This is a genomic window from Bacillus sp. V59.32b, from assembly GCF_003429085.1.
In the GTDB taxonomy this organism is placed as follows: domain Bacteria; phylum Bacillota; class Bacilli; order Bacillales; family DSM-1321; genus Peribacillus.
Window position 1 is genome coordinate 24510 of the sequence record NZ_QVTC01000060.1, and the last position, 14259, is coordinate 38768.

At 42.7% G+C, this 14259-nt stretch carries 16 protein-coding genes and 2 pseudogenes; 15 read left to right on the top strand and 3 right to left on the bottom strand.

Annotated elements, in window-relative coordinates; translation table 11 throughout:
* The first annotated feature begins 148 nt into the window (after nt 1–148).
* The 5 genes from D0463_RS14015 to phoU all read left to right on the top strand — a co-directional run bounded on the left by D0463_RS14015 (nt 149) and on the right by phoU (nt 4899).
* Complete coding sequence (locus D0463_RS14015; protein ID WP_117308012.1) at nt 149–1108, top strand: PstS family phosphate ABC transporter substrate-binding protein; 960 nt, start codon at nt 149–151, stop codon at nt 1106–1108.
* 131 nt (nt 1109–1239) lie between these two features.
* On the top strand, nt 1240–2148 hold the full coding sequence (gene pstC, locus D0463_RS14020) for a phosphate ABC transporter permease subunit PstC (protein WP_117308077.1): 909 nt from the start codon (nt 1240–1242) through the stop codon (nt 2146–2148).
* A 35-nt stretch (nt 2149–2183) separates the two neighbouring features.
* The gene (gene pstA, locus D0463_RS14025; RefSeq protein ID WP_483295743.1) at nt 2184–3026 is read left to right on the top strand and encodes a phosphate ABC transporter permease PstA; all 843 of its coding nucleotides are present in this window, start codon (nt 2184–2186) and stop codon (nt 3024–3026) included.
* A 370-nt stretch (nt 3027–3396) separates the two neighbouring features.
* Nucleotides 3397–4221 carry a phosphate ABC transporter ATP-binding protein PstB gene (gene pstB / locus D0463_RS14030; protein WP_117308014.1) on the top strand — a complete coding sequence of 275 codons (825 nt, stop codon included), beginning with the start codon at nt 3397–3399 and terminating at the stop codon, nt 4219–4221.
* A gap of 27 nt (nt 4222–4248) precedes the next feature.
* Nucleotides 4249–4899: a phosphate signaling complex protein PhoU gene (gene phoU / locus D0463_RS14035; protein ID WP_117308015.1), complete on the top strand. Its 651-nt coding sequence runs from the start codon at nt 4249–4251 to the stop codon at nt 4897–4899.
* Between the two features lie 683 nt (nt 4900–5582).
* Here phoU and D0463_RS14040 read toward each other — a convergent pair.
* Nucleotides 5583–6083 carry an endolytic transglycosylase MltG gene (locus D0463_RS14040; protein WP_117308016.1) on the bottom strand — a complete coding sequence of 167 codons (501 nt, stop codon included), beginning with the start codon at nt 6081–6083 and terminating at the stop codon, nt 5583–5585.
* The gene (locus tag D0463_RS14045) at nt 6080–6460 is read right to left on the bottom strand and encodes a hypothetical protein (RefSeq protein WP_117308017.1); all 381 of its coding nucleotides are present in this window, start codon (nt 6458–6460) and stop codon (nt 6080–6082) included. Before D0463_RS14045 ends, D0463_RS14040 begins: the two co-directional genes overlap by 4 nt.
* A gap of 396 nt (nt 6461–6856) precedes the next feature.
* Here D0463_RS14045 and D0463_RS14050 point away from each other — a divergent pair, with 396 nt between their 5' ends.
* The 8 genes and pseudogenes from D0463_RS14050 to D0463_RS14085 all read left to right on the top strand — a co-directional run.
* The gene (locus D0463_RS14050; protein WP_117308018.1) at nt 6857–7465 is read left to right on the top strand and encodes a hypothetical protein; all 609 of its coding nucleotides are present in this window, start codon (nt 6857–6859) and stop codon (nt 7463–7465) included.
* Between the two features lie 104 nt (nt 7466–7569).
* The gene (gene rpmG, locus D0463_RS14055; protein ID WP_117308019.1) at nt 7570–7719 is read left to right on the top strand and encodes a 50S ribosomal protein L33; all 150 of its coding nucleotides are present in this window, start codon (nt 7570–7572) and stop codon (nt 7717–7719) included.
* Between the two features lie 90 nt (nt 7720–7809).
* Entirely contained in the window at nt 7810–8376 is a 567-nt protein-coding gene (locus tag D0463_RS14060; RefSeq protein WP_254052809.1) for a 5-formyltetrahydrofolate cyclo-ligase, read from the top strand.
* Nucleotides 8366–9160, top strand: coding sequence for a DUF92 domain-containing protein (locus D0463_RS14065; RefSeq protein WP_117308020.1), 795 nt, complete (start codon nt 8366–8368; stop codon nt 9158–9160). The genes D0463_RS14060 and D0463_RS14065 overlap by 11 nt, the downstream gene beginning before the upstream one ends.
* A 29-nt stretch (nt 9161–9189) precedes the next feature.
* Nucleotides 9190–10155: pseudogene (locus tag D0463_RS14070) on the top strand (L-lactate dehydrogenase).
* Nucleotides 10156–10208: 53 nt separating this feature from the next.
* Entirely contained in the window at nt 10209–10394 is a 186-nt protein-coding gene (locus tag D0463_RS14075; protein WP_117308021.1) for a hypothetical protein, read from the top strand.
* A gap of 126 nt (nt 10395–10520) precedes the next feature.
* A complete protein-coding gene (locus D0463_RS14080) occupies nt 10521–11894 on the top strand; it encodes a rhomboid family intramembrane serine protease (RefSeq protein ID WP_160118442.1) in 1374 nt (457 codons plus the stop codon).
* Nucleotides 11895–11925: 31 nt separating this feature from the next.
* A pseudogene (locus D0463_RS14085) lies at nt 11926–12048 on the top strand (hypothetical protein); the annotation flags it as partial.
* Here D0463_RS14085 and D0463_RS14090 read toward each other — a convergent pair.
* Nucleotides 12042–12914, bottom strand: a complete 873-nt coding sequence (locus tag D0463_RS14090) for a hypothetical protein (RefSeq protein WP_117308023.1) — start codon at nt 12912–12914, stop codon at nt 12042–12044. The pseudogene D0463_RS14085 and the gene D0463_RS14090 overlap by 7 nt on opposite strands.
* 143 nt (nt 12915–13057) lie before the next feature.
* Between D0463_RS14090 and D0463_RS14095 the strand changes: the two genes are divergently transcribed.
* Together D0463_RS14095 and D0463_RS14100 are read left to right on the top strand one after the other, a co-directional pair.
* A complete protein-coding gene (locus tag D0463_RS14095) occupies nt 13058–13267 on the top strand; it encodes a YqgQ family protein (protein WP_117308079.1) in 210 nt (69 codons plus the stop codon).
* Nucleotides 13268–13283: 16 nt separating this feature from the next.
* Nucleotides 13284–14255 carry an ROK family glucokinase gene (locus D0463_RS14100; RefSeq protein WP_117308024.1) on the top strand — a complete coding sequence of 324 codons (972 nt, stop codon included), beginning with the start codon at nt 13284–13286 and terminating at the stop codon, nt 14253–14255.
* Nucleotides 14256–14259 lie beyond the last annotated feature (4 nt).

Genomic DNA, 14259 nt, shown 5'->3' on the forward strand with positions numbered 1-14259 from the left:
CTACGCTCCGTCAAAACGGAGCGTTTTTTTACATATTTCTCGTCGAAATTTACGCAAAATTTACAATCCATTAAAACAAAGTTAATAGAAAAGCTTTACTCTTTAGTTGTAGGACAAAACAACTAAATCTCGCAGGGGGAATTCGAGAATGAAAAGTTTTAAGTTTATGGCATTAACAGCAGTGATGAGCGGGGCGATAGCAGTAACGGCTGCCTGCGGTTCAAACGCAGAAGAAGGTAACGGAGCCGGAGCGGGAAATGAACAGCTTAAAGGCAATGTCGCCATCGATGGCTCTTCAACTGTTTATCCAATAATGGAGGCAGTAGCTGAAGAATACATGGCTGAACAGCCGGAAGTTAAAGTATCAGTTGGATTAGCGGGTACTGGCGGCGGCTTCGAAAAATTCATTGCCGGCGAAACTGATATGAGTAATGCTTCACGTCCTATCAAAGATGAAGAAAAAGCTGGATTAGAAGAAAAAGGAATTGAATATACCGAATTTAAATTAGCATTCGACGGTCTATCAGTGGTAGTCAACAAAGACAATGATTTCATTGACCACTTGACTGTGGATGAATTGAAAAAGTTATGGGTAGATACAGGCAAGGCGAAAAAATGGTCTGATATCCGTCCTGAATGGCCAAAAGAAGAAATCAAATTTTACTCTCCGGGAACGGATTCAGGAACATACGATTACTTCAATGAAATAATCCTTGAAGAAGCGCCGATCGTTGCAGATACTACTCTTTCTGAAGATGATAACGTACTTGTACAAGGCGTCACTGGTGACAAGAACGCAATTGGTTTCTTCGGATATGCTTATTATGAAGCAAACAAAGATAAGTTAAAAGTTGTTCCGATTGACGGTGGAAATGGACCAGTCGAGCCTAATGCCGAGACAATCGAAAGCGGAGAATACGCGCCGCTGTCACGTCCATTGTTCACATATGTATCCAATAAAGCGATTGCTGATAAAGAACAGGTTGCCGATTACACTGAATTCGTTTTAGAAAATGCAGCTGAAATGTCCGAAGAAGTTGGATATGTGCAACTTCCGGAAGAAGAGTATACAAAAGGTCTGGATACACTCGAAGAATTGAAAAAATAGGGGTTTGTTTTAACAAAATATGGAGTAGGGCGGGCGAGAAGCAGTAATTGCTTCTCGACTTGCCATGTCTTGGATGGAAAGGGGTTTTCATTTTGGAACTTGGCACTGCAGAAAAGGGTTCAGTCCAGCAAATGATTCAGGAAAAGAAAAAGAAAAAGAGTAATCGATTGAGTTTCGAGAAAATAGTCCCGGGACTTTTGCTGTTGACAGCGATCATCTCGGTATTAACTACAATTGGAATTGTATTCACCTTGATTTTTGAGACGTTTACCTTTTTTAAAGAAATTTCAATTGTTGAATTTTTCACAGCCGATAAGTGGTATCCGTTTTCGGAAACGGCCGCTTCATACGGCATTACACCTTTAATAATGGGGACGTTGAAGGTAACAGGAATTGCAGCTCTGGTCGCCGTACCGATCGGCTTGGCCACTGCCATTTATTTGAGTGAGTATGCTACGGAGAAAGCTAGAAGAATTATTAAACCGGTATTGGAAGTATTAGCAGGAATCCCGACGATTGTTTATGGTTTCTTTGCTTTAACGTTCGTCACGCCAATCTTAAGGGATATCATTCCATCGCTTGAGATTTTTAATGCCCTCAGCCCGGGAATTGTAGTCGGAATTATGATAACACCAATGATTGCATCCTTATCAGAGGACGCGATGTCTGCCGTTCCCAATTCGATTAGGGAAGGTGCTTTCGCTCTTGGTGCGACGAAGCTGGAAACAGCCATTAAAGTCATTCTGCCTGCAGCGATTTCAGGCATTATGTCATCTATTGTACTAGCTTTATCGAGAGCCATTGGTGAAACGATGATAGTGTCCGTTGCCGGTGGTTCGACACCGAACACCGATTGGGATATAACATCATCGATTCAAACGATGACTGCCTATATCGTACAGGTCAGCACGGGTGACGCGGGGTATGGCACGACTATTTACTACAGTATTTACGCAGTGGGAATGACACTATTTATATTTACTTTGGCGATGAACCTGTTGGCGCAATTTATCTCTCGTAAGTTTAGGGAGGAATACTGATGAATCTATTAAATAAAGAAACTGTAAGAAAAAAAATGTCTGTCCGCTTGGCAATCAATTCGATTTTTAAAGGATTGTTTTTCCTTGCCACAATGTTTGGATTGCTAGTGCTGGGAATTTTGCTTTACCGGATATTCACTCAAGGATTTGGCTATCTGGATATGGACTTTTTACAAAACTTTGCCTCCAGAAAACCGGAAGAGGCTGGTGTGAAGGCCGCACTTACGGGTACAATCTGGCTAATGGCTACTGTTGCACCTATCTCTTTACTACTTGGAGTGGGTACAGCGATTTATCTGGAAGAATATGCAGCTAAGAATCGTTTGACAACCTTTATCCAAGTGAACATCTCAAATCTGGCTGGAGTACCTTCCATCGTGTTTGGTTTGCTTGGATTAACGATCTTTGTTCGGGCCCTGGCGCTTGACCGCTCGGTTTTAGCAGCGGCCTTGACCATGAGTTTGCTCGTTCTGCCGGTCATTATCGTTGCGGCCCAGGAAGCGATTCGCTCGGTGCCAAATGAATTACGCGAAGCTTCATACGGAATGGGTGCGACAAAATGGCAGACCATCCTTAAGGTAGTTCTTCCGGCTGCGATTCCGGGAATCTTGACCGGCGGAATCCTTGCCCTGTCCCGAGCCATCGGTGAAACGGCACCGCTAATTGTAGTAGGAATCCCTACATTCATCGCCTTCCTGCCGAGAACGGTATTCGATTCGTTTACTGTTCTGCCTATGCAGATTTTCAACTGGACGTCTAGGCCGCAGGAAGAATTCCAAAGTGTAGCAGCAGCGGGCATCATTGTGCTGCTTGTACTGCTAATTTTCATGAATTCGATCGCGGTGTTTATCCGCAATAAATTTCAAAAAAGATATTAATTTAAGGGGTTAACACAAGGGCGCTTACGCTTTTCTAAGAAAGAGAATAAGGTAGACTATCTTACTTAGACAGGTGTCTAGCTACAGCGCCCAGCCGCTCGGGGTCATAAGTCACCCCTCTTCGGAGGGCAGGCCCTCCTACGAGGTGCGTCTTATACCTGTCGCGGCTGAATAGGGCGCTTACGCTTTTCTAAGAAAGAGAATAAGGTAGACTATCTTACTTAGACGGGTGTCTAGCTACAGCGCCCAGCCGCTCGGGGTCATAAGTCACCCCTCTTCGGAGGACAGGCCCTCCTACGAGGTGCGTCTTATACCTGTCGCGGCTGAACAGGGCGCTTACGCTTTTCTATGATGAAGGAGGATTTTCAATATGACTGCAACTAAAGTGAAGACGGAACAAAAAGATAATATCCAAATGAATGAATCATTTACAGAGCAAAAAGGGCTTGTATATGAAACGGCAGACTTGAATCTTTGGTATGGGGAGAATCATGCTTTAAAAAATATCAATCTCGATATCTCCCAAAATGAAGTTACTGCGATCATCGGGCCTTCCGGGTGCGGAAAATCAACGTATATTAAGACATTAAACAGAATGATCGAGCTTGTGCCTGGAGTTAAAACATCTGGAGAAATTAAGTACCGCGGGCGCAATATTCTTGATAAATCATATCAAGTGGAAGATTTACGGACCCGTGTAGGGATGGTTTTCCAAAAACCGAATCCGTTCCCTAAGTCGATTTATGAAAATGTCGCATACGGACCGAAGATCCATGGCATTAAAAACAAAAAGGTTCTTGATGAGATTGTAGAAAAAAGTCTGCGCGGCGCTGCCATCTGGGATGAAGTAAAAGACCGTTTGAACGAGAATGCCTATGGACTTTCCGGCGGACAGCAGCAGCGTTTATGCATTGCCAGATGTCTTGCGATTGAACCTGATGTTATTCTAATGGATGAACCTACTTCGGCACTTGACCCTATTTCAACACTAAAGGTTGAAGAACTTGTTCAGGAACTGAAAAAGGAATTCAGCATTATCATCGTTACCCACAACATGCAACAAGCAGCAAGGATTTCTGACAAAACGGCCTTTTTCTTGAATGGAGAAGTCATTGAATATAAAGATACAAATACAATCTTCTCAAATCCTGCTGATAAGAGAACAGAAGATTATATAACTGGACGATTTGGATAAGAAGACAGACAGGGGTTGAATGGACGAATGATAGTTCGCGAAAAGTTCGAACAGGAATTGGCTGAGTTAAAGGGAAAGCTTATTGAACTGGCAAACCTTTCATCAGAAGCGATTTCTAGGTCATTTACCGCACTTGAAAACCAGGATTTGGATATGGCCCTGGAAATAATTGAAGACGATATAAAAGCGAATTTGCTTGAAGAAGAAATTAATGATTATGCGATATTGCTTATCGCTAAACAACAGCCGGTGGCGATCGATTTAAGAAGAATCATCGCTGCGATTAAGATTGCTTCAGATATTGAGAGAATGGCTGATTTTGGCGTGAATATTGCCAAGTCCACAATCAGGATCGGCCAGCAGCCGTTTATTAACTCGCTGGCTCATTTAAGGGAAATGCATAATGTTACTATCGAAATGATTCGTTTATCCATCCAGGCGTTTGAAGATGAGGATATCGAACTCGCCAAGAAAATTTCAGACATGGATGAGGAAGTGGACCGCCTCTATGGGGAAAACTTCAAAAGTCTGATTCAGCTCTCACATGAAAATTTACAACAGGTCACACAACTTGCGTTTGTTGCCAGATACCTAGAACGAACCGCAGATCATGCGACCAATATCGCGGAAAGTATCTACTATTTAGTAAAAGGACGTCATTTTGATCTAAACGAATAAAAGCGGAAGGCAGCCTCCTTTCAACGAGCGTGATCTGAATCATACGGATTACTGCAAAGTTGACGGGAGCCTGCCTTTTTTATTTGGTTTGTCTCTATTTATTAATCGCTCGCAAATTCGGATAGTCGCTCGTAAATCCGGATTATGCTAACAAGATTGATTAACGAGCACAAATTCAGATAATCGGGCAGAAATCTGTACTAACGAGCACAAATTCAGATCATCGAGCAGAAATCCGTATTAACGAGCACAAATTCAGATAAACGAGCAGAAATCCGTATTATCGAGCACAAATTTAGATCATCGAGCAGAAATCCGTATTAACGAGCACAAACTCAGATCATCGAGCAGAAATCCGTATTAACGAGCACAAATTCAAATCATCGTGCAGAAATCCGTATTAACGAGCACAAATTCAAATAAACGAGCAGAAATCCGTATTAACGAGCACAAATTCAGATAAACGAGCAGAAATCCGTATTATCGAGCACAAATTCAGATAAACGAGCAGAAATCCGTATTATCGAGCACAAATTCGGATAAACGAGCAGAAATTCAAATAATCGAGCAGAAAATAAGATAATCGCTCACAAATAAATTTTGATAAGACTCACATTCTCAAAATTAGCGCCCTCCAATAAAAAATGCCCTCCACAAACAAATCGGAGGGCGTTTCTTATTAGTTATTCAGTGATTGTTTTCGCCACCTGCTGGATGGTCATCTTATTCGTAAGTTCATATTCACCGACTTGAATTTCTTTGTTCAGTTCATTTTGTTCCAGATACTGTTCAAAGGCTTTCGCATCTTCGACAATGCCTTCTTTTTCAAGCAATGCCGCAATGTCTATAGAGGTCATTCCGGACCGAATAGATAGCTTGTATGGAGCCGTCTTTACTTCTTTATGAACGCTCTGTGATTCTTTCTTCCCGTCCTCTACTTTTGAAGCAGCTTCCTCAATATTCTCAGGCTGCTGTATTTCTGAAGTTTGCTTAGCTTCGGGAGCCGTGTTCTTTGCCTTTTCTTCCTTAAGATCAGCTGTGACGGTATATCCCTTTTGCTTCAGCAGTGAGGTAGCCTCTTCAATGCTGTCACGTTCCGGTTGGAACCAGTGTTCATATCCCGCAACCACTGCTGTTGAGAGAATGATTCCTGCTGCAAATGCCTGGAGAGTACCTCTATTCATTGTGCAGCCCCTTTCGATTCATTCTCTTTAATGATTTTTCGGACGGTTTCCATAGGTAAAGTTGATTGCTTTGTAATTTGTTCCAAAGAAAGGCCTTGCTGGTACAAGGACACCACTTGTACTTTGAGGATTTCATTTATTGGTTGTGGCTTATTGATAGAATGAGAAGTTCGCATCCCTGGTCCAGGATTATCCTGAATTAGTAACTCCTCTTCAAGAATCTTAATTTTCTTTTTTAATTGGTAGACGTCCTGCATATGGGTGAGTGTGAGTTCCTCCAACTCCTCTTGAAGCTTTTTAACAGGATCTTTCTTAAAGAAAGATAAGATAAGCAGCACGATCGCTATTGATAATAAAATGATGAAGATTGCATTCATGTTTTCCACCTCTGAAGCTTTTAAATTCTTTTTACAAAATCTATCATACACAATTTTACGGATAATTTCCCTCTTTTAAAAAAATTGTCCATTTTTGTCAGATGAGCTGTAATAGTTTTGTCGAAACCGACTGTGTTGCCCGTATTTATGAGTGTTTTCAAAAAAAGTTTTTGCGTTTAGCCCTTTTGAATAAAGGGGAGGTAAAAGTCGACAAAATGCGTTCATTGTCCGTCTATTCGTTCAGTGCTACGATTAAGGTACAAAATAATTTTGAAATTTCTGTTACTAGTTCGTAACGGCTTAGAGGTCAAGAAAACTTCTATTCCGGGTCCTTATCTTAATGTAAGCGTTTAGGTTTGTCATACTTCATTCATTGATTCCTAAGGGGGAAATATTATGATCAGTCTGTCAGCATATCAACCGAATTTTAAGCGAGAACTTTCCCGGAAACATTTAAAGGCAGGAATTTGGCTGGATGGAACCTTTGATTGGGTAACGGATGAATCTTCAAGTTACTTAGGCGGCGAAGTCAGAACCTTGGTTCAAAGCTTTACTAAAAGACAAGTAACATTTTATAAGTTCACCATCCAAAATTCATCAAAAGCAAAATTGATTCCGAAAGTTATGTTTCAATACCAGGATCTATTAGAACGTCAAACGGTAGCCTTTTATAGTCCGAGTGAAAAAGCGATTTTACACGTTGGACAAGCCTCTGTTGCTTTAGTCGGTGGATTAATGAATGGAAATGGTATAGCACAATATTGTATTCAAGGTAAAAAACATCTTTACCAGAACGGCTGCTTTAAGTCGTTGAATGAAGGCATCCTTTCTTTTTCCCCTCTCGCCAAGGGTGAGGTAATTAGCATGTTTTCTCTGGAAGCCCCCATTATGCCGCAGGATTCTGTCGAAGCGATTGCCTGGGTGATATCTTCTGCGACGCAGGAAGAAGCAAAGTTCATTAATGACAGCCTCCTTGCTGAAGGACCCAACCTGAACATCTTATAATTCTTCGTTTTCCTCCAAAAAACAGACTAGCATTTTGCATTAAAAAATGCTATTATAGAAAAGTCCTATGTGAACAACTCATTTATGTTTGGAGGGAAATACCCATGCGCGTGAATATTACGCTGGCTTGCACTGAGTGCGGAGACCGTAACTATATTTCTAAAAAAAATAAACGTAACAATCCAGATCGTCTTGAGCTTAATAAATACTGCCCAAGAGAAAAACGTAGCACAACTCATCGTGAAACTAAGTAAGCAACAGGATTTTTTTCCTGTTGCTTTTTTCATATCCAAGGCGGTCGGCCACTACATACTAATCTTGAACATCAAGGGGGGCAATCTCAGGTGAAGGAGAAGATCCGCAGTGAAATGAAAACCATTTTGCGGACAATGAGTGAATCGGATTACCACCTACTTTCACGAGCAATCGCTAACCAACTGTACCAACTCCCTGAATGGGGTAAAGCGAATCTTATTGGCATCACCATTTCGAATCACCCGGAGGTCGATACAAGGGAGATTATTGAACGGGCGTGGAAGCAGGGAAAGGAAGTAGCCGTACCAAAATGCTTTCCTGCTGATAAGTCGATTCAATTCAGAAAAATTGTCTCTTTTGACGAGCTCGAAAAGGTTTATTATGGACTTTGGGAGCCGATTATGACTGAAACCGAAATAGTGAGCGCGAATGAAATAGGGCTATTGGTTGTGCCCGGCCTCGCTTTTACAGAATCCGGATACCGCCTTGGGTTTGGCGGGGGGTATTACGATCGATTCCTTCCTTATTATAAAGGGCCGACACTTTCCCTCGCATTTAAAGATCAGATTTTGCCTGCGTTGCCGGTCGAAACACATGATATACCTGTAGCTAAGCTTGTTACCCCGGAAAAGGTATTTGTTTGCAATGCTGAGTAATCTTTTATATATTGTCTTAATTATAGTGACCGCGATAGGCGGTTATCTCGTAAAATCACTTTCGAAATCTGGTGCGGCAGCGACTATGCTAGTCGGGCTGTCGGTGGTGCTTAGCTTTCAACTCCCGGGTTTGCTGCTATTGGGGGTCTTTTTTGCAAGCTCAAGCTTCTGGTCAAAATTTAAAGCATCCAGGAAGAAAAAAATAGAAGAAAAGCTTCAAAAAGGCGACAGAAGGGATTGGCAGCAAGTGCTTGCCAATGGGGGAATGGCTGTGATTGCGTCATGGCTTCATCTATTCGATCCTTCCGAAATATGGATTCTTGTCTTCATCGTTAGCATTGCGGCTGCCAACTCCGATACGTGGGCATCGGAAATCGGCGTATTGAGCAAGAAAAGCCCTTTTTATATTTTGAGCTTCAGACGGGTTGAACGGGGAACATCAGGGGCTGTCTCTTTTTTGGGCACAATCGCAGCTTTTCTGGGAGCGGGGTTGATATCTGCTTTTTCCGTGACTCTCTTTGAATTTCCATGGGCCCCGTGGCTATTGCTTATAACTATATTCGGCTTTTTGGGGAATATTATAGATACGCTGCTCGGCGCGCTAATCCAGGCAAGATTTCGTTGTGTGAAATGCGGATTGGAAACAGAAAAAAAGTTCCATTGCGGAGAAAATACCATCCTAATAAAGGGAGCACGCTTTTTTGACAATGATATTGTCAACTTTTCTGCAATCACGCTTGCCTCATTATTAGCTCTTATATCATTTAAGGTTTTTAATTCCTAATCATTTTTTTACTGGGAGGATGAGCGGCATTGAAAAATCAAATAAATCGTGTTGTATTGGTCGGTACGGGCTTTGTCGGCAGCAGCTACGCTTTTGCCCTGTTAAATCAAGGAATTACCGAGGAATTGGTGTTGATTGATTTGGATAAGGAAAAGTCCGAGGGAGACGCGATGGACTTAAACCATGGACTTCCATTTGCACCATCACCGACAAAAATCTGGTTCGGCGATTATTCCGACTGCCGGGATGCCGATTTGGTAGTTCTCACGGCTGGAGCCAATCAAAAGCCAGGAGAGACACGGCTGGACCTTGTTGAAAAGAATATGAAAATATTTAAAAACATTGTCGAACAAGTAATGGGAAACGGATTTGATGGAATATTCCTGATTGCGACTAATCCGGTAGATATCCTTACATATGCAACATAGAAATTTTCCGGGCTGCCGAAAGAACGTGTAATCGGGTCAGGCACGATCTTGGACACCGCCCGTTTCAGATATCTCTTGGGAGATTATTTTCAGGTGGATACAAGAAATGTACATGCTTACATTATCGGTGAACACGGCGATACGGAACTACCGGTCTGGAGCCATGCCGATATAGGCGGAAAACCGGTTGATGAGTATTTGAAGACCAGAGGGGAATACCATAGGGAAGATCTGGATGAGATTTTTGTAAACGTAAGGGATGCAGCGTATCAGATCATTCAAAGAAAAGGTGCTACTTTTTACGGAATAGCCATGGGGCTGATCCGGATTACGAAAGCGATTCTTCAGGATGAGAATTCGATCCTGACTGTTTCAGCTTATTTAGACGGTGAATATGTAAGCCATGATGTGTATATCGGTGTTCCGGCCATCGTAAACCGAAGCGGAATCAGGGAAATTGTTGAATTACAGCTGGATGAAGGGGAACAATCGAAGTTTTCACATTCCGTGGAAGTACTGAAAACGAATACGCTGCCGATTTTGGATTCCATCCAAAATCCCAAATGATCGTTCATAATCATCCCTCCTCTAGCGCAAGCTATAAGCAGGAGGGATTTTTTATGTTGCGATCACTTTTTAGATTCATCATGCTGGGCGGAGCGATGTACTTTGGTTTCCGCTACCGGTACCGGTTATTGAATTCTGTACTTTCAAACGGTTTTTTGAGAAAAGCACTTGTAACCAGTTCATTGAACATGCCGGGAGTACGCAAAAGAATGGTTGAGGGCATGTTTAAAACTCAATGAAGAGTACGTGAGTTAAGCAGACCAAAAGTAAAGCAGCTTGGTCTGTTTTTTTACATTTCTAAATGATTCGTCTATAGTTTATATATATAAACCTATGATTGCTCGGGAATGAAAGTAGGGAAGGCTTTGGGAGTACGAGAAGATTATATTTATTGGTCGATGGTGAAGGAGCTCACAACAAGCTATGATTACCGGGTCATCACGATTGCCGAAGGGCATCAGGAAATTTGGCTTGAGACTGATCGTGATCAATCATTTCCTGTAATCAGGCTAATGCGCCATGACATTGATTGGACTAACTGGCTAAAGCGTGACATAGAGAGAACCGCGCTAAACGGGGAGCAGATCAGGAAGCAGTTATATAGAAGGCCATTAAAGGCTTTGAACATATATATCAGTGAATTTGCGCCAGTAGATGACTATGATTACCTTATAAGAGAGCCGGCAGTGAATAATAAGGCCGCAATTCATACCTTCATCATGGATGTCTCGAAATATGAGCAAAAGTCTGAAGAGCTGCAGCGGCTGCTGGACAAACGGTTCATCTTTAAGGCACCGGATGATGATATAAAGGAAGGCCAAGTTGCGTACATCAAACAATCGGCACTGTCTGCTTCCGCTCAAAGAGTCAAAAAGGAGCAAGAGCTTTTCACTGTGGGTAAACCGTTTTTCACTTATGTTTTTGCCGTTTTGCAGATTGCTGTTTTCTTTCTGATGGAATTAAGGGGAGGAAGCACGAATTCTTTAACACTGATTGAATTCGGGGCTAAATATAATCCTTTGATTCTGCAGGGTGAATGGTGGCGGTTTTTCACGCCTATCATTGTCCATATCGGGCTGCTCCACTTATTGATGAACGCGCTTTCCTTATACTTTTTAGGTATATTGGTTGAAAGAATATACGGGCGGTCCCGCTTTTTGCTTATTTACCTTTTTGCCGGGTTTGCCGGGACGCTGGGCAGTTTTTTAATGAATGCTAATATTTCAGCCGGTGCGAGCGGTGCGATCTTTGGCTGTTTCGGCGCCTTGCTTTATTTCGGGATTGTTCACCCTAAACTGTTCTTCCGTACAATGGGAGCAAATGTCATTATTTTAATCTTATTCAACCTAATCTACGGTTTTTCTGTGGAAGGTATCGATAATGCTGGACATATTGGCGGCTTGATTGGTGGGTTCCTGGCAGCGGGGATCGTTCACCTTCCGAAAAGCAAACAGCCTGCCAGACAAATCATCTTCGCGGCTGCAACAGCTTTGCTCACTTTTTGGCTGCTTCAATGGGGCTATGACATGAATGGAACCCAAGGAAGCGCCCCTGCCGGGAATGAATCGGTTGCCGCGCAGGTTGCCCAGGATTCTATTGCAGATGGAGAAGAAGTAATGGCGTATGAGTTTTTTAAGAACGATACGGAAGCGCCTTTTTCTTTCTTTATTCTTGAAAATTTGGAATATGAGAAGAAGAATTTGCAAACGGCAGAAGAGAGTAATTTAGAATCTACCTGAACATGATTCTGATTTCCGTCAGGCGCACTATAACCTTGCCCTTCTATATCGAGATGCAGGCAGAATAGAGGATGCGCTGGCCCACACAAAGAGAGCGGCAGAGCTTGAGCCCGGCGAAGACTATCACAACCTGCTGTTACAAGTCCGTCAATGAGGAGCCGTAAGCTGTTGGCGCAAAATTGCGGGAGAGCCGTCTGAAGCAGTGAACACTACCAGCAGCTCTTTGTTATCGCTTGAAACAAGCAGGTAAGGGATGGTGCTGTTAAGCGGGCTGATGGCACTGCCGTCGCTTTTTTTGATGTCCAATACATAGTTTCGATATAAGCCTTCCCAAAGCTTGCCGATGATCTCTTTCTGTTTTGAGTCCGTGAAGCCGGAAAAGAGCTCCTGCTGTTTCGATTGTAAATCGATTAACGAAGCAATCCTGTAGCGGCCTGTGTCGATTTGAAAACTGGCAATGGCTTGATTTAAGCTTTCTTTCAAGATCGAATTTGTCGTTTGGTCCATCACGTGCTGCCATTCTTTTTGGTCGGCGGTTATCGGTCTCCTGAATGATTGAAATTCTGAAAAAGGGGAAAGGATTACGTAAAGCTCGTCATCTGTTAATGTCTGTGCGCTAACAATATCAGATTCTGGCAAATGTACTTCAGCATAGTGGAACGTGATTCCCTGGAACAGGGCGCTCTCCTTTTCTGTGATGCTTTCATTCTGCTCCAGATTCCGCCTGTTTTGCTTCCAATCCTTGAGAATCCCTGCAAGTTTGCCGTTCTTATATAATAAGGAGATGTCCTGACGCAAAAAGGCATCTGTATTTAAAACAGATTGTTCCTTCCAGTCTACAGCATATTTATGATTACTCCGTTTGGCAGTTATCGTCGTTAGAGCGCTGTCAAAGCTGAGTGAAGGGTCGATCGGAAAAAAGATAATCGTTTCTCTGACGGGCTTTACGTATAGAAAGTAAATGAGTGCAGAAACCAGAATAAAGACAGCAAGTAAACCATATTTGGCTTGAATCTTCATAAGGGAAGTCCTCCTAATCACATTACTCCACTATATGTCAGGAGCTGGACGAGTATGAGTGGAAAATTTAAAGGTTGATACTTGTCGGAAAAAACACGTTCCGATATACTTTTTTATAAGCAGACAAAACGATGAGGGAAAACATGAAAACAATCTATGATGTGCAGCAATTCTTGAAGAGATTCGGAACCATTATCTACGTAGGCGATCGCGTCGCCGACTTGGAGTTAATGGAGGAAGAGATAAAGGAACTCTATCGCCTGCAATTGATCGAACCGAAGGATTTTCAAATGGCATTGCTGTTATTGCGGCATCAGATTCAAATCGAAAAAGATAAGCGTAAAAAAATATAAATAAATGAGGGATGACATGGAAAAGTGGATTATGGGCGTCGATCTTGGAGGAACAACGACGAAGCTTGCGATTATCAGCTTTTATGGAGAAATCCTGCACAAATGGGAAATTCCCACGGATATTTCAGAGAACGGAAAGAATATTACCGTCAACATCGCAAAAGCGATTGATGCTAAGCTTGAAGAACTTGGAGAGCCGAAGAGCAAGCTGTTGGGAATTGGAATGGGAGCACCGGGTCCGGTCGATGACGCAACCGGGGCGATTTACGAAGCTGTAAACATCGGCTGGAAGGATTATTATCCGCTCAAGGATTTATTGGAGCTGGAAACGTCCCTTCCTGCTTTTATTGATAACGATGCCAATATCGCTGCACTTGGTGAAATGTGGAAAGGGGCCGGAAACGGCGCAAAAGATTTGGTTTGTGTCACGCTCGGAACCGGGGTTGGTGGGGGAGTAATCGCCAATGGTTCATTGGTTCATGGTGTCAGCGGGGCAGCCGGTGAAATTGGGCATATTACCGTTGTAACCGAAAACGGTTCAGCCTGTAATTGCGGGAACGCCGGCTGTCTTGAAACGGTCGCTTCCGCTACAGGGATTGTCCGATTGGCAAAAGAAGCCCTCGAAACGCATACAGAAGTCAGTAAGTTGCACGAAATTATAAATAATAATGGCAACCTGTCAGCCAAGGATATTTTTGAATCTGCCTATTCAGGAGATCCGCTGGCAAACGAAGTTATTCAAAAAATAAGTAATTATTTAGGTTTAGCCATTGCCAATATCGCAAATGCGTTAAACCCTGAAAAAGTGATCCTTGGCGGAGGGGTATCAAAAGCAGGCGATCAATTGTTGGATCCTGTTCGAGCAGCGTTCAGCCGATATGCCTTCAAAAGGGTTCGGGAATCCACGCAGATTGATATAGCTACTCTTGGAAATGATGCGGGTGTGATCGGTGCGGCCTGGTTAGTTAAAAGCGAACTCGCAAATTAGTCCG

What these genes read in the sequence shown, in the direction of transcription:
- phoU (WP_117308015.1), top strand. Translation starts at nt 4,249, where the DNA reads ATGATAGTTCGCGAAAAGTTCGAACAGGAATTGGCTGAGTTAAAGGGA.
- D0463_RS14100 (WP_117308024.1), top strand. Translation starts at nt 13,284, where the DNA reads ATGGAAAAGTGGATTATGGGCGTCGATCTTGGAGGAACAACGACGAAG.
- D0463_RS14040 (WP_117308016.1), bottom strand. Translation starts at nt 6,083, where the DNA reads ATGAATAGAGGTACTCTCCAGGCATTTGCAGCAGGAATCATTCTCTCA.
- D0463_RS14095 (WP_117308079.1), top strand. Translation starts at nt 13,058, where the DNA reads ATGAAAACAATCTATGATGTGCAGCAATTCTTGAAGAGATTCGGAACC.
- D0463_RS14045 (WP_117308017.1), bottom strand. Translation starts at nt 6,460, where the DNA reads ATGAATGCAATCTTCATCATTTTATTATCAATAGCGATCGTGCTGCTT.
- pstB (WP_117308014.1), top strand. Translation starts at nt 3,397, where the DNA reads ATGACTGCAACTAAAGTGAAGACGGAACAAAAAGATAATATCCAAATG.
- pstA (WP_483295743.1), top strand. Translation starts at nt 2,184, where the DNA reads ATGTCTGTCCGCTTGGCAATCAATTCGATTTTTAAAGGATTGTTTTTC.
- pstC (WP_117308077.1), top strand. Translation starts at nt 1,240, where the DNA reads ATGATTCAGGAAAAGAAAAAGAAAAAGAGTAATCGATTGAGTTTCGAG.
- D0463_RS14090 (WP_117308023.1), bottom strand. Translation starts at nt 12,914, where the DNA reads ATGAAGATTCAAGCCAAATATGGTTTACTTGCTGTCTTTATTCTGGTT.
- D0463_RS14065 (WP_117308020.1), top strand. Translation starts at nt 8,366, where the DNA reads ATGCTGAGTAATCTTTTATATATTGTCTTAATTATAGTGACCGCGATA.
- D0463_RS14015 (WP_117308012.1), top strand. Translation starts at nt 149, where the DNA reads ATGAAAAGTTTTAAGTTTATGGCATTAACAGCAGTGATGAGCGGGGCG.
- D0463_RS14050 (WP_117308018.1), top strand. Translation starts at nt 6,857, where the DNA reads ATGATCAGTCTGTCAGCATATCAACCGAATTTTAAGCGAGAACTTTCC.
- D0463_RS14075 (WP_117308021.1), top strand. Translation starts at nt 10,209, where the DNA reads ATGTTGCGATCACTTTTTAGATTCATCATGCTGGGCGGAGCGATGTAC.
- rpmG (WP_117308019.1), top strand. Translation starts at nt 7,570, where the DNA reads ATGCGCGTGAATATTACGCTGGCTTGCACTGAGTGCGGAGACCGTAAC.